Raw genomic sequence first — 17,371 nt, forward strand, 5'->3', positions numbered from 1 at the left:
GGAGAGAGGTTTCTAGCCCGTCCGGCGTTTGAGGACGAGCGCGTCAGCGCGATACGGGGGTCTGGGGGCGGAGCCCCCAGGAAGCAAGGGACGGGTAGGGGCGGAGGGGGCGAAAAACCCTCCCCCCGCCCCCCACGGCGTAAGGTGACTGGCTCCTAGACATACGCGACAAGGGGAGCCCGACACCATGCCCGGCACCGGCGGCACTGGCGCCGTAACCCGCAGCACCCTGCGCCAGCAGATCGCGGACGCGCTCCGCGACGAGGTGCTGGCCGGCCGCCTCCAGCCGGGCCAGGAGTTCACGGTGAAGGAGATCGCCGAGCAGTACGGCGTCTCCGCGACCCCGGTCCGAGAGGCCCTGGTCGACCTCTCGGCGCAGGGCCTCCTGGAGGCGGACCAGCACCGCGGCTTCCGCGTACGGGAGTACTCCGCCGCCGACTACCGAGGCATGATCGAGGCGCGGAGCCTCGTCACCGACGGCATCTTCCGCTCGATCACCGAAGACGTCCTGAAGAAGCCCCAGGACCCCCGCACCACCGCCGCCCTCGCAGGCGTACGCCGCCGCGGCGAGGAGGCCCAGCGCGCCGCCGCCGCCGGCGAGCTGAACATCCTCATCGGCTACGACCTCCGCTTCTGGCGCGAGCTGAGCGGCCTCTTCGGCAACCCCTACCTCGCCGACTTCCTGCACCGCCTGCGCATCCAGTCCTGGGCCTGCGCGGTCCAGCACCTGCGCCAGGTCGCCGACCTCAAGGGCGACCTGTGGTCGGCCCACACGGAACTGGTGGACGCCCTCGCCCGCCGCGACGCGGTCGAGGCCCACGCGATCGTGACGGCGTACAACGCGCACTCGCTCGCGCTGATCGAGCGCCTGGCCTCGGGTTCGGGCTCGCCCGGGGTTTGAGGGCGCCCGTACGTTTGAGGTCGGGCGCTTCGGGCGATCGGTGGAGAACCGGAGTTGTGCACCGGGACCTGACCAGGACCGCCGCGCGCACTACGCTTCCCTGACCATCGTGCACACCAAGGAGCTAGAGGAGCCGTCTGTTGGCCTGTGACCTGTGGCTGGTCCCGCTCGTCGACGTGTTGTGCCACACCCCCGACAATCCCTTCGCCGAGGAACTCGCGCTCTACGACAAGACGCTGGCCGCAGCCGGCCTCCCGCCGGTCCCCGTGTACGCGTACATGCCGGGCCTGTCCGGCGACGTGGCCCCTGTCGCGGGGTTCGACTACGACGCGCTGCACTTCCTGCGCCGCGCGTACCTCCTTCAGATGTGCGGCCTCGCGGTGACGCCGGTGGACGAACTCGGCGGTGACTACGAGCAGTTGCTGGAGATGTTCGAGACGAACGCCCAGCAGTCGCACCTGGTCTGGCACTACGACCACGCGGGCGCGTACGTTCCCGTCGACTTCCCGCACCCGCTCGCCAACGACGAACTCCTCGCGGGCGGCGGCCCCCTGGGCTCCTCCCAGACCCTCCTGCGCGAACTCGAGTTCGTCGCCCAGTCGATCGGCATCGACCCGGCCAACCCGCCGGCCACGCCCCAGCCCCCCATGGCCCCCACGGACCTGGAGGAACCGGCAGCCCCGGCCCCCTACGACGCCAGTCCCTTCGCCCGCGAACGCCACGTCTGGCTGGGCCTGCACGCGGCCGCGACCCGCAGCCTGGCACAGGGCTCGATGATCGTCTTCAGCTGATGATCGCCCTCAACTGAGGCTGTGCGGGCCGGGCTGCATTGCGGCCCGGCCCGCACCACACCTCCGCCGGCAGTCAGCGCAGCTGAGACAGGCCCTTCGCGAGATCCTCGGCGTTCATGATCGGGCAGACCTCGACCTCGGCGTTGAACTGGGTGAGGAACGGCTCGCCGACGGGAGGCAGGTCGGAGCTGTCCTTCATGTCGAAGACCAGGAGGCAGGTTCGGCGGCCGTCCAAGGGCGCGAAGTACGCCGCCTCCGGCTTGAGGTGGTCCAAGATCTCCTTGATCAGCTCCGGCATCTTGCCGCTGCGGATCGCTTCGTTCGACTTCTCCGTGTCCAGTGTTGCCCTGAGCAGGACGCGCATCGCACTCACCTTCTTCTGGTCGACGCACGTGCGCTTGCACTCGCGGCGCGCGCGATTGCATTTTCAGCCTATGCCCGATATGCGAGGTACGCCCACTCCTGCAACTGGAGCGGGGAGCGCGGCAGCAGGGTGCGTGCGAGGCGGCCGTCGGGCGGAAATGACTGGCCAGGATCGGCGGGTCCCAGGCGACCCGACCCTCGACAACCGGTGCCATTCGCAGCGGCGTTCACAGTATGCTCACAGCCACCCGGTCCGATCATCAGCACGGCGAATTCCTGACCGGCGAGCCGCTGTCAGGAGCATGCCATCACGATGTCCAAGCCACCACTCCCAAGACCCGCCACCGACGCCGCTGGGGCCGGCGCAGAGCGGACCGCACGCGGCCGGGATCCGTGGTGGGACAACGCCCGGTTCACCTCCGCCGCGCTGATCGTGATCCTGCACTCCGTGGGCAGCATCATGAGCCGGGTGGAGGTGCTGCACGCCTTCAACATCGCCAGTTGGGCATTCCGGGTGCCGGCCTTCGTCATGCTGGCCGGCGTGTTCAGCAGCGCGGGTCCACTCGGATCCCGCAATCTGCGCTCCCTCATGCAGAGCATCGTGGTACCCGCGCTGGTGTGCAGTCTGCTGTTCTCGCTGGAGAACTACTGGCTGGGGGCCAAGTTCGTTCTGCACATCACCCAACTGCCGTGGACCCTCTGGTTCCTGATGTCCCTCTTCTTCTGGCGGCTGCTGCTGCCGCTGGTGGTTCAGCTGCGTCACCCGCTGCTCATCACCACGGGCATCGCCCTGGCCGTGGGGTACATCGACGAGTTCGGGCTGCCCTTCTCCGCGAGCCGGACCCTCGTCTACATGCCGCTGTTCTACCTCGGCTGGCGAATCGGCCAGGGCCATCTGAACACCTGGTTCACCAGCCGCTGGAGCGCGCCCGTAGCGGTCGCCGGAATCCTTGCCTCCTTTGTCGCGGCGTGGCTGTGGCACGGGGACATCAAGGGCAACTGGCTGTCGATGCGCCACCATTACACCGCCGCCGATCCGCTGAGCCTGGAATGGGCCTGGGTCATCCGGCTGGTGGTGCTGGCCACGGCCGCGGCCCTCGTCCTCTGCCTGCTGCGGCTGATGCCCCGACGGCGACTGCCGCTGATATCCACGCTGGGCGCCGGCGGCTTCACCATCTATCTGCTGCATCCGCTGATCATTCTGCCGGTCCGGGAGCAGGACTGGATCTCGCGGGTGAACACCCGGGTCGAGATCGTCGGCCTGGTGCTGTGCGCGATCCTCCTGGCGATGGTGCTCGGCTCTCCCCCGGTCCGCCGACTGGTCCAGCCACTGACCCGGCCGCCCATCGGCTGGCTGTTCGCTCCCGAACCGCCCCGTCAGCGGTCACCGCACTCGGAGACGTCCGCGGCGCTGACAGCCGTTCCGGCTCAACGCGTTGCCGCCGAGCAGCAGGTCACGAGGACGTAGGCGGAACCTGACGCGGAACCGTCGGCACCAGATGGTCGGCGATGCTGCGCAGCTTCTCGCAGGTTTCCTCGTGCTCGCGTTCGGGCTGGGACTGCTGGACGATCCCCGCCCCGGCCTGGAGCCAACAGCGCTCGTCCTGCTGGAAGATGCTGCGCAGGACGAGCGCGGCGTCGAGGGTGCCGGTGGCATCGCAGGTGAGTACGGCACCGGCGTACAGGCCCCGTGGCCGGCCTTCGAGGGCGCGGATGACGGGGTAGGCGGGGGCCTTGGGGATGCCGGTGGCGGTGACGGCGGGGAAGAGGGCGGCGAAGGCCTGCCAGGGGGACTGCCCCTCCCGGAGGAGACCGGTGACCGCGGAGGCGAGGTGCTGGACGGTGCCGCGGTCCTGGACGATCATGTACTCGGTGACCTGCGTGTCCTCGCAGACGGCGGCCAGCTCCTCGCAGGCCAGCTTGACCGAGATGGCGTGTTCGTAGATCTCCTTCGGGTCGCTGAGCAGTTCGGCGCGCAGACGGGCGATCTGGGCGGACGATCCCGTACGGGCCCGGGTGCCGGCCAGCGGGCGGGTGGTCACCCGGCGGCCGCCGGAGACCTCGACCACGGTCTCCGGGCTGAAGCCGGCCGCCCGGATCCCGCCGAGGTCCAGGAGGAAGGACCGTGCGGGGGTGTTGCCGCGCCGCCCGGCGACGTACGTGGCCGTCAGATCCACCGGCACCAGGACGGGCACCTGCCGGGAGAGGATCACTTTCTCCAGTGGCCCGCCCGCGCGGAGTTCCACCAGGGCCGCGGCGACGGCGGCCCGGTAGTTGCCGTGGTCGTCCAGGGCGAGGCTGATCCGCTCGTCGCCACCGGCGGCGCCGCCCGTGTCGCCGTCGGCGGGAACGCTCGCGCCGACGAGGGCGACCAAGCGGTCGTACTGCTCGACGTCCACGGCCCGCACCAGCACGGTGTCGCCCTCGGCACGCACCTCACCCGCGGGAATCACCAGGTGCAGCAGATCGCCCCCGGCGTCCACGGCGGCGCCCGCCAGCGCGGTGGCCAGTTCGAAGGTGGCCCAGCCATAGGCCCGCCAGTCCTTCACCGGCACGGCGGCGAGCCGGTCCTCGACGCCTCGCAGGTCTTGAAGATCTCCCATGTCTCGCAGGTCCTTGGCCTCGCGGCCGAGCCGGACGGACGCGAGGGCGCCGCCGGCGAAGGACCACGAGGAACCGTTCTCGTAGACCACGTACTGGTCGAACAGCCCGCTGCGGACCAGCCGTGCCATCAGGGACAAGGGGTTCTCGTCCAGGGGGAGTCGTGCCTCCCGGTACCGCAGGCGGCTCATCGCCCGGCCTCCTGCCGGGGACGGCGGCCCCGCTCGCTGATCATCGGGTACGAGTTGACGACGAACGCGGGGTCGTCGAGCAGGGCCGAGAACCGCTTCAGGTCGTGTTCCCCGAACCCGGACTCCCGCAGGCGCGCGGCCACTTGGACGACATTGGCGCGGTGCAGACCGATCCCCTCGCCGCCGCCCTGCCACGCCTCGGCGTACGTCGCCGCCGTCACGTCGTGGAGCCCCGCGCGCATCATGGTCCCCAGCACCCGGCGGCCCCACAGCGGCTCCGCGCCCGCCTGCTCCAGCAGGCCCATGAGGGCGGCGTGCACCCGCTCGAACAGGGCGGTCGCCCCCTCGTCGGGCGCGGCGAGAACAGGCGTCCACCCGCAGTCGAACTCCTCGAGGACCAGCCAGCCGCCCGGCCGCAGCATCCGCACCAACCGGTCCAGCACGCGCAGCCGTTCGGGCAGATGCAGCAGGACCAGCCGGGCGTGCACGAGGTCGTAGCCGTCGCCGGGTGCCGGATCCCGGGTGATGTCGTGCCGCACCAGCCGTACGTTCGCCGGCCGCGGGCGCGTCTTCGCCCACCGCGGCTCGATGTCGGTGACCGTGACCTCCCCGCCCGGCGCGACGCGCTCCCCCAGCCAGTTGCCCAGGGATCCGCCACCACCGCCGACCTCCAGACATCTCCAGCCGGGGTCCAGGCCGGTCAGGTTCAGCTGCTCCTTGGAGAAGGAGTCGTAGCGCGCCTCCAGCACCGAGAAACGATCCGGCGTCTGATCTGCGGCGTTGTCGAACAGATAGGACATGTCCCGAACCTCTCCACACGTCTGCACACGTCTCCGTATGGCTCCGAACGTTTCTGCATGCGTGACAGAAACCCTCCGAAGCATCACAGTTGGAGACGAGTCGACTACAGAGCGCAATGGGAGTGGTCGGCCGCACGAAGGTGTACGCCCGGCGTGCGGACGTACACCTTCGCGGAGTGAGCTAGAAGACCGCCGTCCCGTCCTGCGTCAGCTTCCAGTTGGTGGCCGCGAAGTCGGCCGGGTCCAGTGAGCCCTTCGACGTCACGTAGTCGATCATCAGCTGGCGGATCTCGTTGGTGGAGCTGTACGCGATGTCGGCGGCGGCGATGTGCGGGTAACCGCTGCCGCCGTTGGCCCGGTAGTTGTTGACGGCCACGACGAAGACCTGGTCGTCGGTGACCGAAGTGCCCTTGTAGGTCAGGTTCTTGATGCGGGAGCCCTCGGCCTGGGCGATGTCGATGTCGTACGAGACGCCCGCCGCCGTGTCGTACATGTAGTCCCAGAAGCTGTTGGCGTTGGTGAGGGTGGAGGTGTCCACCGTCGTGCCGGACGGCACCTTTGCGTAGTACTTCGCCGCGTACTCCAGGTAGTCCTTGAGCTGGGCGCCCGTGAGCTTCTTGCCGTAGAGGGTGTTGTCGTAGATGTAGAGCCCGGCGACGTCGCGGATGGTGACGTCGCCCTTCGGGATGTCGGCGGTGCGGCTGAAGGGGGCGGCGACGGAGATGAGCGGGAGGGCCGCGTCGGCGGTGGAGAGGCCGGTCGCGACGGCCGCCATCTGGACCTCGTGGATGAAGTCCATGACGGGGACGTCCTTCCAGCAGGCCTCGGCGGCGGAGAGGTCCTCGGTACACGTGCCCACCGGGGTGTTGACGTACTTCACGACCAAGTCGTGGTCCGCCTTGAGGAGTTCGGTGATCTCCTCGTCCTCCTCGACCGTGTTGCTGTTGAGCGTCTGCGCCTTGGTGCTGGTGACCTTCCACTGGCCGTGGGCGAGTTCGAGCTCGAAGTCGAAGACGGTCAGGCGCATTCCGTAGCAGTACGGCTCGGAGAGGATCACGTCCTTGCCGGTCTCGGTGTTGGTGACCGTGTAGGACGAGACCTCGGTGTGGGTGTGGCCGACGAGGATCGCGTCGATGCCGGGGACCTGCTCGGCGACGAGGTTCGACGCGTTCTCGACGTACGGGAGTTCACTGCCGTACGACGAACTGCCGTCCAGGCCCGAGTGGTCGGTGAGGAAGACGACGTCGCAGCCGAGCGCACGGAGCCGGGGCACGTACTTCTTCGCCTGCTCGACCAGGCCCGTGAACTCCATCTTCCCGGAGACGTTGTCCTTGTCCCACAGGGCGATTCCGGGGTTGGTGAGGCCGAGGATGCCCACCTTGATGTCGGCGGCGCCCGGCACCCGGATGTGCTTCACCGTGTACGGGGCGAAGGCCGGCCGGAGGGTCTTCGCGTCCAGCGCGTTGGCGCCGAGCAGCGGGAAACGGCACTGCTTCTCGAACTTGCGCAGGACGTCTATGCCGTAGTTGAACTCGTGGTTGCCGAGGGCGGCGGCGTCGTAGCGCATGGCGTTCATGGCGATCGCCATCGGGTGCTTCGGGGCGTCCGGACCCGTGATGGGGTCCACGCGCGCGTAGTAGTACGCCAGCGAGGTGCCCTGGATGATGTCGCCCGCGTCGACGAGCAGCACGTGGTCCTCGCCCTTCGCGGCGCGCTGCTGCTTGACGAGCGTGGCCACCCGGGCGACACCCACGGAGTTGCCCTTGCTGTCCTTGTACGCCGCGTCCGTGTAGTAGTCCCAGTCGAAGACGTGGCTGTGCAGGTCGGTGGTGCCGAGGATGGAGAACGACCAGGTGCGCGGCTTCTTCCCCGGATGCCGGTCCGCGGCCTGCGCGGGGGCCGCGGCGACCGACCCCGCGACGGCCACGGCCGCTCCGGTGACGGCCGACTTCTGCATGAACTCCCGGCGGTTCAGGGGGTTGACGGGCATTCGGGGCTCCTGGGACTGGGGCGACGGGGGTTACACGCGTAGATAGTCGTCGCGTCTCAGCCTGTCGGGAACCAGGAACAGGCCATGTCCGAGTCAAGGATGGGCATGACACGGCATGACGAAACCGCGCCCCCGTGGACCGGGTTCGCGCGGTCAGTCACCCGGACACTGCGGGGCGCCCGGCGGACGGACGCCCCTCAGAGGTCAGAACTTGCCTGCGTTGAGGGCCAGTTGGAGGTGGCGGGTGGTGTCGTTGCCCCACTGGCCGTCGACGCCCGAGCCCACCTTCTTCTGCAGGGCCTTGACCGTGTTCGGGCCGATCACGCCGTCCGCGGTCACCTTCAGATAGCTCTGCAGGGCCTTCTTGGTCAGCGTCCCGAAGGATCCGTCGACGGACAGCTTCGCGCCGTGCTTGTTGAGCGAACGCTGGAGCGCGGCGCAGGTCGAGGGGCCGAACTGGCCGTCGACCGTGAGCTTTCCGGCGGCGGGCGGCCGCGGGGTGGGCTTCTGCGGCTTGGTGCCGCCCTTGAGCGCGGACTTCATCATGGCCGCCGAGGCCGGCCCGTACACACCGTCGGACGAGAGGCCGTACTTCTTCTGGAACGACTTCACCGCCGACTCGGTGGCGGCGCCGAAGTCCCCGTCGACCACCAGCTTCGACGCCATGACCGTGTTGAGGTTCTGCTGGAGGGTCTTGACGGCGGCGCCCTTCGAGCCGCGGCGCAGCATTCCGTCGGTGGAGGGCAGCGGCTGGGCGTTGCCGTAGGAGGGGCGGCCGTAGCCCACGATCTCGGAGGCGTAGCGGTCCCGGCGCATGCACTTGTCGCTGGTGTTGCCCTCGATGGTGGTGATCTTGCCGTTGGAGTGCACGGCCTCGACCACGCCGACGTGGTCGATGTTGTTGATGGACCGGGTGCCGCTCCAGTCGAAGAATATGATGTCGCCCGCGCGGATGCCGCCGACCCCGTAGTGCCAGCGGCCCTTGGACTGGAAGGCCTTCGCGTGCGCGACCGTCCACGCGAACTTGCCCATGACCGCGCTCAGGTTGTCCGAGTGCGCGGCGGCGTAGCTGACGGTCATGTCGCACCACGCGTCGTTGAAGCCGTACCACTTGGTGATGAGGTTGGTGTTCGAGCCGGGCGGGTTCTCACCGGTGCCGATCAGCTTGCGCATCTGCGCGAGCATGCCTTCGACGGATCCCATGTCACAGGCCCCCGTTCTCGGGGAAGACGGCGATGTCACCCTTGACGACGACCTTCGGGTCCTGGCTCACCCCGGTCTGGTCGGGGTCGACGTCGAACAGTCCGGCGCCGCCGCGCGGCTCCACCGGCTTCTGTTCGCTCACCGCCGCCGCTGCTGCTTTCGCTTCGCTCTCGGCCATGCTGTCCCCCATGTCTGGTGAGGGCGGCGACTGCCGCGCCTCCTCTTACCGATGAGTCTGCTGAGGCGTCGCGTGACTGTCGTTGGCGCTGCGCGCACTGTTCCTTGGCAGTGAGCGCACCCGCACCGCGGGCTCGCCCACGCCTTCGCCTTCGCCTTCGCCTTCGCCTTCGCGGAAGCACGTGGGTGTGATGCCGTACGCGGTGCGGAACGCCCGGCTGAAGTCGGCCGCGTTGGCGAAGCCCCAGCGCGCACCGATGGCGTAGAGGGGCAGCCGGCGCAGGTGCGGGTCGGCCAGGTCGCGTCGGCATCGCTCCAGCCGCTGTGCCTTGATCCAGGCGGCGACAGTGAGCCCCTGCCGCTGGAAGAGGCGGTGCAGATAGCGGGTGGAGATGTGGTGCGCGGCGGCGACCCGGTCCGGCGTCAGCCCGCCGTCCCCGAGATGGCGCAGGACGTACGCCTGGATGCGCGGCAGCAGCACCGGCGGCTCCGGGTCCTCCTCGCCGAGCCACTGGTCGCGCAGGGCCCCGACCAGGTCGGTCACCACCATGCCCAACCGCAGCTCCTCGCACGGCCGGTACGGGGTCGCGTCACGCGCCAGGCCCGCCAGGAACCCCGCGACCAGCGCGGCCACCCCTTCGCGGCCCGGTAACTCCCGCGCCACCAGTTGCCTCGGGCCACCCGGCGGCGGGGGCGGGGACGGTAAGGACGACGGGGTCGGTCGGGTCGGCGGGGTCGGTGCCAGATGCGCGGTGACCACCGCGTTCCACGGCGCGGTCGGCCGCAGCCGGAACGGGCGGCCGGTGTCGAACAGCACCAGGTCACCCCGCCCGGCCCTGGCCGTACGCCCCGCCTGGTCGAGCACGAGCTCACCGCCCAGCACCAGCGCGAGGTGGTGGCGGGCGGCGCGTTCGTCGCACGGCCCGGCGGCCGCCCGTACCTCCACGGGCGGGCAGCGCACCGCGGACACCCGCACGGCGCCCAGCTCCCTCACCCGCACCGCCGCGCGGAACCCCTCCCCCGGGTCGACGCGCGTGCTCACCGGTCCGTACAACCCGGTCAGCACCTGTGCCCACGCTTCCGCGTCCAGAACCAGCCCGTCTGCGCCCACTGATCTCCCCCTGGATGAATGAGTACGCGTGGGGTCAGGGATAACAAGCGCGCATAAACGTCCGATGGACGTGGGGGCCCGTGAACGCAGAGGTCCCGGTGGCCGGAAGGGCCACCGGGACGCTCATCGACGTGCTGCTCGTCGACGTACTGCTACAAGCAAAGACCGTCGGACTGCCGGACTAGATGAACGAGTTGATCTCGATCGTCTCGTCGCGGCCCGGGCCGACGCCGATCGCGGAGATCGGGGCGCCTGACATGTCCTCGAGCGCCTTGACGTACGCCTGGGCGTTCTTCGGGAGGTCGGAGAAGGACTTCGCCTTGGTGATGTCCTCGGACCAGCCCGGGAGGGTCTCGTAGATCGGCTTCGCGTGGTGGAAGTCGGTCTGGGAGTACGGGAGTTCCTCGACGCGCTTGCCGTCGATCTCGTACGCCACGCAGACCGGGATCTCCTCCCAGCCGGTCAGCACGTCCAGCTTGGTGAGGAAGAAGTCGGTCAGGCCGTTGACGCGCGTCGCGTAGCGGGCGATGACGGCGTCGAACCAGCCGCAGCGGCGGTCGCGGCCCGTCGTGACGCCCCGCTCGCCGCCGATGCGGCGCAGCGCGTCGCCGTCCGCGTCGAAGAGCTCGGTCGGGAACGGGCCCGCGCCGACGCGGGTCGTGTACGCCTTGAGGATGCCGATGACGCGGCTGATCTTCGTCGGGCCGACGCCCGATCCGGTGCACGCCCCGCCCGCGGTGGGGTTCGAGGACGTGACGAAGGGATACGTGCCGTGGTCGATGTCGAGCAGCGTGCCCTGGCCGCCCTCGAAGAGCACGACCTTGTTGTCGTCGAGCGCCTTGTTGAGGAGCAGCACGGTGTCCGCGACGTACGGCTTGAGCCGGTCCGCGTAGGTCAGCAGTTCCTCGACGACCTGCTCCGCCTCGATGGCGCGGCGGTTGAAGACCTTGGTGAGGAGCTGGTTCTTGCCGTCGAGGGCCGCTTCGACCTTCTGCGTCAGGATCGACTCGTCGTACAGGTCCTGGACGCGGATGCCCACGCGGTTGATCTTGTCCGCGTACGTCGGGCCGATACCGCGCCCGGTGGTGCCGATCTTCCGCTTCCCGAGGAAGCGTTCCGTCACCTTGTCCACCGTCACGTTGTAAGGCGTGATGATGTGCGCGTTTCCGCTGATCAGGAGCTTGGACGTGTCGACGCCTCGCTCGTTCAGTCCGTTCAGCTCGGAGAACAGGACCGACGGGTCGATGACGACTCCGTTTCCGATGACCGGAGTGCACTCCGGTGTGAGGATCCCGGAAGGGAGGAGGTGAAGGGCGTACTTCTGATCGCCCACGACTACCGTATGGCCGGCGTTGTTGCCGCCCTGGTAGCGCACCACATAATCCACAGAACCGCCGAGCAGGTCCGTGGCCTTTCCCTTGCCTTCGTCACCCCACTGAGCACCGAGCAGCACAAGTGCGGGCACGCGCGTACACCCCTTCCGGGCGGGGCATGTCCAAGGTCGGAGACGTACGCGGCTGATTTGTGCACGGCTGCGTACGCCGGCGACCACCTTTGGCCGCGACCGTCGGACCGGATGCCCCGGAATAGACGAAGCCCCTGGCGCAATAGCGCAAGGGGCTCTTGCACAAAGATGCTACCCGAGGAAGCGAGGCATGACCGAGGTGGCGCCTTCCGACCAGCTCCTGGTGGTCATCGACCCGGTCGCCCGTCACAGTGACGGTGAGTCGGTACGGATCGCAAAAGACGTGCTCAGCGCGGGTGCGGCCACGAAAGTGTGCCTCCCCGACGGGCCTGAGGAATTTGCTCGCGCACTGGCCCGTCGGGGGTCCCGGCGGCCCGTTGTCGTCGGGGACGACCGGGCACTGCTGCGCGCTGTGTCCCTTTTGCACCGGCAGCGGGCGCTGGGGGCGTGTGCGGTGTCCCTCGTGCCGGTGGGGGGTGTGCTGTCGCTCGCCCGGTCGCTGGGGGTGCCCATGGGGGCGGTGGCGGCGGCTCGGGCCGTGCTCGACGGGGTGGAGCGGCGGATGGATCTGCTGGTGGACGACAGTGACGGGGTGGTGGTGGGGGCGCTGCGGATTCCGTCCGTGCCGTCTCTGGACCCCGTCTCGGCGCCCGTGCCCGTCGCCGGGTTGTCCGACGGGCGGCTGCCCTGGCTGCGGACCTGCCAGTCGCTGGTCCGGACGCTGGCCTCGCGGCCGGGGCGCGTCGGGGCCTCCGTGGCCGCGCCCGGGCCGTTCCGGCTTCGGGTCGAGGTGGACGGGGTGCTCCTCGTCGACCTTGATCAGCCCGTGGAGGCGGTTTCCGTGACTCCGGGGGTGCTCGGGGGTGCGGAGGTGGAGGTGCGGCCGGTGTCCGTGGGGGCGGCGGTTGCTCCGCTGCGGGTTGTGGGGCGGCGGGTGACCGTGTCCGGGGCGGATTTTCGTTATCGGGCGGATGCGGTGGTCGGGGGGCCTGTGCGGACTCGGACGTGGGTGGTTCGGGAGGGGGCTTGGGGGCTTACGTTGCCGGTTGGGTGACGGGTGGGTGGGAGGTGGTTTTTTCGCCCCCTCCGCCCCTACCCGTCCCGTACCTGGGGGCTGCCGCCCCCAGACCCCCGCTATCGGCCTGAACGGCCTCGTCCTCAAACGCCGGACGGGCTGAAACCGGGCGGAGCCCGGAACTACGGGACGGGTAGGGGCGGAGGGGGCGAGAACTCGTCCTTCAGCGCCACCCCCGTCGCCCCAAGCTCCCGCGCCCTCCCCATCAGCGCCGCCAGCTTGGCCGCGGCCGCCCCGTGGGACAGCCCCAGCGGCGGCCGGATGTTGGAGAGGCAGTTGCGATCGGCGTCCGTCGTGGTGCCCGGGACGGGGGCGTACGTCAGGTACGCGCCCAGGGAGTCCGCCGCGGACATACCGGGGCGTTCGCCGATGAGGACGACGACCATCGTGGCGCCAAGAGCGTGGGCGATGTCGTCCCCGAGGGCCACGCGAGCCTGTTCCGCGAGGACGACCGGAGCGACGCTCCAGTCCCCCGGCAACAGCGAGGTCGTCGCACGGATCACCGCCGCCGCGTGCTCGTGCACGGCCCGGCTGGACAACCCGTCGGCGACCACGAACACCACGTCCCAGTCTCCGCGGGGAAGGTGCGCCCGGTCGAGGTCGTCGAGCCGGCGCCCCAGATCCGGCCGCTGGAGATACGTGAGCCGGTCGGGCGCGGCACTCCGGACCCGTACCGTCGGAACTCCCGTCAGCGCGGCAGCAACCAGCTCCGGTTCGAACGGCGAGTGCACCGCGTCCCGCGCGGCGGCATGCGCGGCCTGGAGCTCAAGACGGTGCCGCGTAGGCAGAGCCGAGCCCGCCCGCCCGAGCCCGATACGGGCCTGAGTGTGCGTGCGCAGGCTCGCCCACATCGCGGCGTCCGACTCGGGTACCACCAAGGCCCGTACAAGGTCGGCCAATTGACGATCCGTCATGCCGCCAGCTCCTTGCCGATCGTCATCAGGGGATGTGCCGTACCGGCGACGTCCCGTATCCCGCCCCCGTCGTCAAGGAGCCCGATCCGCTCCAGCCACGCTTCGAACTCCGGTGCCGGGCGCAGGCCGAGCACCTCGCGCAGGTACAACGCGTCGTGGTACGAGGCGGATTGGTAGTTGAGCATGATGTCGTCGCCGCCCGGGGTGCAGATCACGAAGGAGGCGCCCGCGACGCCGAGCATGGTCAGCATGGTCGCGATGTCGTCGTCATCGGCGTCGGCGTGGTTCGTGTAGCAGATGTCCAGGCCCATGGGCAGGCCGAGGAGCTTGCCGCAGAAGTGGTCCTCCAGGGCCGCCCGCAGGATCTGGCGGCCGTCGTACAGGTACTCCGGGCCGATGAAGCCGACGACGGTGTTCACGAGGAGCGGGTCGTAGCGGCGGGCCACGGCGTACGCGCGGGCCTCCACCGTCTGCTGGTCCACGCCGTGGTGCGCGTCGGCGGACAGTGCGCTGCCCTGGCCGGTCTCGAAGTAGAGGGCGTTGTGCCCGACGGTGCCGCGGCCCAGCGCCTTCGCCCCCTCATGCGCCTCGTCGAGCAGGCCGAGGGTGACGCCGAAGGAGGCGTTCGCGGCCTGCGTACCGGCGATGGACTGGAAGACGAGGTCGACGGGGGCGCCGCGTTCCATCAGGTCGATGCTGGTGGTGACGTGGCACAGGACGCAGGACTGGGTGGGGATGTCGTAGCGGGCGATCACGCCGTCCAGGAGTTCCAGGAGATCCCGTACCGCCTTGGGGCTGTCGGTCGCCGGATTGATGCCGATGACGGCGTCGCCGGAACCGAGGAGGAGTCCGTCGAGGAGGGCCGCGGCCACGCCCGCCGGGTCGTCCGTGGGGTGGTTGGGCTGGAGTCGGGTGGCCAGCCGGCCGGGCAGGCCGATGGTGGAGCGGAAGGCCGTGACCACCCGCACCTTGCGGGCGACGGCCACCAGGTCCGCGTTGCCCATGAGTTTGGAGACGGCGGCGACCATCTCGGGTGTCAGACCGGGTGCCAGGGCGGCAAGGGCGCCCGCGTCCGCCGTCGAGGACAGCAGCCACTCGCGGAACTCGCCGACCGTGAGCCCGGCCACCGGCGCGAACGCGGCCGCATCGTGCGTGTCCACGATCAGCCGGGTCACGTCGTCGTCCTCGTACGGGATCACCGGCTCGGCGAGAAACTGCGCGAGCGGCACCTCCGCCAGGGCCCACCGCGCCGCGACCCGCGCCTGCGCGGACTCGGCGGCGAGCCCGGCGAGCCGGTCGCCGGACCGCTCGGGGCTCGCGGCGGCGAGCAGGGCGGCCAGTCCGTCGAACCGGTGGCTCCGGCCGCCGAGGGCGGCGGTGTAGGTGGTCATGTCGGCGACCGTACGAAGGGCCGGGACCCGGGGTCCATGGCCGGACGGAGAGTTAACGCAGACGTTCGATCCCCAGGCAGTCCAAAGGTCTAGTTGACACACATTTAACGCCCCGACCTGCGGGGCGAATCATTCGGCCAGCAGGATTCCGGCCCATCGAGCACAGACAGTGATCAACAAGTGTGACTGCGGAAAGGGGCCACCCGATGGCGGTTCAAGAGGGCGTAGCCCCTGCGGAAGGGACGAGTACGGGGGCGGGCGACGGCACCGTCCACCGGCTGAAGCCGAACGCGATCGGCCTGCTCGGCGTGGTCTTCATGGCCGTCGCCACCGCGGCCCCGATCACCGCCATGACCGGCAACGTGCCGTTCATGGTCTCCGCCGGCAACGGCATCGGCGCCCCGGCCAGCTACCTCGTCGCAATGGTCGTCCTGGCGATCTTTTCCGTCGGCTTCACCTCGATGGCGAAGCACATCACCTCCACGGGCGCCTTCTACGGCTTCATCTCCTACGGCCTCGGCCGCACCGTCGGCCTCGCCTCGGGGCTCCTCGCGACCTTCGCGTACGCCGTTTTCGAGCCCGCGCTCATCGGCATCTTCTCGGTCTTCGCGACGACAACTCTCGAGGACCAGACGGGACTTGCCGTCCCGTGGTGGGCGTTCGCGATGCTGATGCTCGCCATCAACGCGACCGGCACCTGGTTCGGCGTCAGCGTCGCCGAGAAGCTGCTTGTCGTACTCCTGGCGACCGAGGTGACGATCCTCGCGGCGATGGCGATCTCGGTCGCCCTGCACGGCGGCGGCCCGGACGGCTTCAGCCTCGACCCGGTCAACCCGGTCAACGCGTTCAAGGGGACCAGCGCCGGCCTCGGGCTGTTCTTCGCCTTCTGGTCGTGGGTCGGCTTCGAGTCGACGGCGATGTACGGCGAGGAGTCCCGCAACCCGAAGAAGATCATCCCCAAGGCGACGATGATCTCGGTGCTTGGCGTCGGCATCTTCTACGTCTTCGTCTCCTGGATGGCCATCTCGGGCACGGGCGAGTCGAAGGCCGTCGAGGTCGCCACCGCCAACCCGCTCGGCCTCTTCTTCGGCCCCACCGAGCAGTACGTGGGCCACTGGGCCGTCGACGTCATGCAGTGGCTGATGATCACCGGCTCGCTCGCCTGCGGCATGGCCTTCCACAACTGCGCCGCCCGCTACATGTACGCCCTGGGCCGCGAAGGCGCCATCCCCGGACTGAAGAACACCGTCGGCCGCACCCACGCCAGGCACGGCTCCCCGCACATCGCCGGCCTGGTGCAGACGATCGTGAGCGCCGTACTGATCGCCGCGTTCTGGATCGCGGGCAAGGACCCGTACAACGCGCTCTACGTCCTTCTCGCCATCCTCGGCACCATGGCGATCCTCGTCGTCCAGGCCGTCTGCTCCTTCGCGGTCCTCGCCTACTTCCGCAAGAACCACCCCGAGAGCCGCCACTGGTTCAAGACCTTCACCGCCCCGCTCCTCGGCGGCGTCGCGATGCTCGCGGTGGTCGTGCTCCTGGTGTCCAACATGGGCGTCGCGGCGGGCACGGAGTCCGGCTCACTGGTCCTGAAGGCGACCCCGTGGATCGTGGCACTGGTCGCGGTGGGCGGCCTCGGCTACGCGACCTATCTGAAGCGACGGGCTCCGGAGCGGTACGCGCTGCTGGGACGAACAGTCCTGGAGGAGACAAAGGAACGGTGACGAGCTGTCACCGTTGACGGGAGCGCCCCTTCAGGGGCGCGGGGAACTGCGCGACCAGCCACGGCGGGCCCGCAGTTCCCCACCCACCACGCGACCTCACCCTTGGCCGAAAACCTGGTCCCGGTGGACGCGCCAACGCCCCATCATCAGGGCGATCTCCCCGTCGACGAACTCGAAGAAGGCCTGAGTCTCAGCAAGCCGCCGCCCAGCAGGGGTATCGGCGCCGAGACTCTCGACGCCTTCACGCAGCGCGTACGCCCACCGCTTGAGAATCGCCTCGCGATTGGTCAGCGCCTCGTACCACTGATCACTGTGCACCCGGTAGCGCTCGCGCCGTGAGCCGGGTTCCCGCTCGCGCGAGACCATGTGCACCTGCGCCAGATAACGCACCGCGCCGGACACCGCGGCCGGGCTGATCTGCAGGGTCTCGCCGAGTTCGGCGGAGGTCAGGGTGCCGGTGTCGGAGGCGAGCAGGGCCGCGAAGACCCGGGCCGGCATACGCGTCATCCCGGCCTCGACGAGCTGCGCCGCGAAGCCCTCGACGAACTTCGAGACCGCCTCCGGGTCGCGTTCGGCTCCGATGGGTTCGGTCATCCCTGGATCATCTCCCCTGCTCACGCACCGCCACTAAGTGTATCGGCCGTTCATACGCTTCCTTAACTTCACAAATTTCT

Annotated in this window: 16 protein-coding genes; 5 read left to right on the forward strand and 11 right to left on the reverse strand. The window is 69.5% G+C overall.

What is annotated here, in order from left to right; translation table 11 throughout:
* Positions 1-187: 187 nt before the first annotated feature.
* Both OG266_RS20420 and OG266_RS20425 read left to right on the forward strand, forming a co-directional pair.
* Positions 188-901 carry a GntR family transcriptional regulator gene (locus OG266_RS20420; RefSeq protein WP_371547648.1) on the forward strand — a complete coding sequence of 238 codons (714 nt, stop codon included), beginning with the start codon at positions 188-190 and terminating at the stop codon, positions 899-901.
* Positions 902-1,041: 140 nt separating this feature from the next.
* On the forward strand, positions 1,042-1,692 hold the full coding sequence (locus tag OG266_RS20425; RefSeq protein ID WP_266457466.1) for a hypothetical protein: 651 nt from the start codon (positions 1,042-1,044) through the stop codon (positions 1,690-1,692).
* A 73-nt stretch (positions 1,693-1,765) separates the two neighbouring features.
* Here OG266_RS20425 and OG266_RS20430 read toward each other — a convergent pair whose 3' ends face one another.
* Positions 1,766-2,056, reverse strand: a complete 291-nt coding sequence (locus OG266_RS20430) for a hypothetical protein (RefSeq protein WP_329546369.1) — start codon at positions 2,054-2,056, stop codon at positions 1,766-1,768.
* Positions 2,057-2,368: 312 nt separating this feature from the next.
* On the opposite strand from OG266_RS20430, the gene OG266_RS20435 reads away from it, so the two are divergent.
* Complete coding sequence (locus tag OG266_RS20435; protein ID WP_371547651.1) at positions 2,369-3,523, forward strand: acyltransferase family protein; 1,155 nt, start codon at positions 2,369-2,371, stop codon at positions 3,521-3,523.
* Here OG266_RS20435 and OG266_RS20440 read toward each other — a convergent pair.
* The 7 genes from OG266_RS20440 to OG266_RS20470 form a co-directional block, all read right to left on the reverse strand.
* Positions 3,510-4,847 carry a salicylate synthase gene (locus OG266_RS20440; protein ID WP_371547653.1) on the reverse strand — a complete coding sequence of 446 codons (1,338 nt, stop codon included), beginning with the start codon at positions 4,845-4,847 and terminating at the stop codon, positions 3,510-3,512. The genes OG266_RS20435 and OG266_RS20440 overlap by 14 nt on opposite strands.
* A complete protein-coding gene (locus OG266_RS20445) occupies positions 4,844-5,647 on the reverse strand; it encodes a trans-aconitate 2-methyltransferase (protein WP_371547656.1) in 804 nt (267 codons plus the stop codon). The genes OG266_RS20440 and OG266_RS20445 overlap by 4 nt, the downstream gene beginning before the upstream one ends.
* Positions 5,648-5,828: 181 nt before the next feature.
* Positions 5,829-7,637: a bifunctional UDP-sugar hydrolase/5'-nucleotidase gene (locus tag OG266_RS20450; RefSeq protein WP_371547658.1), complete on the reverse strand. Its 1,809-nt coding sequence runs from the start codon at positions 7,635-7,637 to the stop codon at positions 5,829-5,831.
* Between the two features lie 204 nt (positions 7,638-7,841).
* Positions 7,842-8,840 (reverse strand): peptidoglycan-binding protein, encoded by a 999-nt coding sequence (locus tag OG266_RS20455; RefSeq protein ID WP_371547660.1) that lies wholly within the window; start codon positions 8,838-8,840, stop codon positions 7,842-7,844.
* A 1-nt stretch (position 8,841) separates the two neighbouring features.
* The gene (locus OG266_RS20460; RefSeq protein ID WP_371547662.1) at positions 8,842-9,018 is read right to left on the reverse strand and encodes a hypothetical protein; all 177 of its coding nucleotides are present in this window, start codon (positions 9,016-9,018) and stop codon (positions 8,842-8,844) included.
* Positions 9,019-9,063: 45 nt separating this feature from the next.
* Entirely contained in the window at positions 9,064-10,128 is a 1,065-nt protein-coding gene (locus tag OG266_RS20465; protein ID WP_371547664.1) for a helix-turn-helix domain-containing protein, read from the reverse strand.
* Positions 10,129-10,309: 181 nt separating this feature from the next.
* Positions 10,310-11,593: an adenylosuccinate synthase gene (locus tag OG266_RS20470; RefSeq protein ID WP_371547666.1), complete on the reverse strand. Its 1,284-nt coding sequence runs from the start codon at positions 11,591-11,593 to the stop codon at positions 10,310-10,312.
* A 190-nt stretch (positions 11,594-11,783) separates the two neighbouring features.
* Here OG266_RS20470 and OG266_RS20475 point away from each other — a divergent pair, with 190 nt between their 5' ends.
* Entirely contained in the window at positions 11,784-12,647 is an 864-nt protein-coding gene (locus OG266_RS20475; protein ID WP_371547668.1) for a diacylglycerol kinase, read from the forward strand.
* Positions 12,648-12,790: 143 nt separating this feature from the next.
* Here OG266_RS20475 and eutC read toward each other — a convergent pair whose 3' ends face one another.
* Both eutC and eutB read right to left on the reverse strand, forming a co-directional pair.
* Positions 12,791-13,582, reverse strand: a complete 792-nt coding sequence (gene eutC, locus OG266_RS20480; RefSeq protein WP_371547670.1) for an ethanolamine ammonia-lyase subunit EutC — start codon at positions 13,580-13,582, stop codon at positions 12,791-12,793.
* Entirely contained in the window at positions 13,579-14,973 is a 1,395-nt protein-coding gene (eutB, locus tag OG266_RS20485; RefSeq protein ID WP_266457500.1) for an ethanolamine ammonia-lyase subunit EutB, read from the reverse strand. Before eutB ends, eutC begins: the two co-directional genes overlap by 4 nt.
* Before the next feature lie 206 nt (positions 14,974-15,179).
* Between eutB and OG266_RS20490 the strand changes: the two genes are divergently transcribed.
* Positions 15,180-16,697 carry an APC family permease gene (locus tag OG266_RS20490; protein ID WP_371547672.1) on the forward strand — a complete coding sequence of 506 codons (1,518 nt, stop codon included), beginning with the start codon at positions 15,180-15,182 and terminating at the stop codon, positions 16,695-16,697.
* Between the two features lie 96 nt (positions 16,698-16,793).
* On the opposite strand, the gene OG266_RS20495 is transcribed toward OG266_RS20490, so the two are convergent.
* Entirely contained in the window at positions 16,794-17,291 is a 498-nt protein-coding gene (locus OG266_RS20495; protein WP_266457505.1) for a GbsR/MarR family transcriptional regulator, read from the reverse strand.
* Positions 17,292-17,371 lie beyond the last annotated feature (80 nt).

It is taken from the genome of Streptomyces sp. NBC_00554 (assembly GCF_041431135.1).
In the GTDB taxonomy this organism is placed as follows: Bacteria; Actinomycetota; Actinomycetes; order Streptomycetales; family Streptomycetaceae; genus Streptomyces.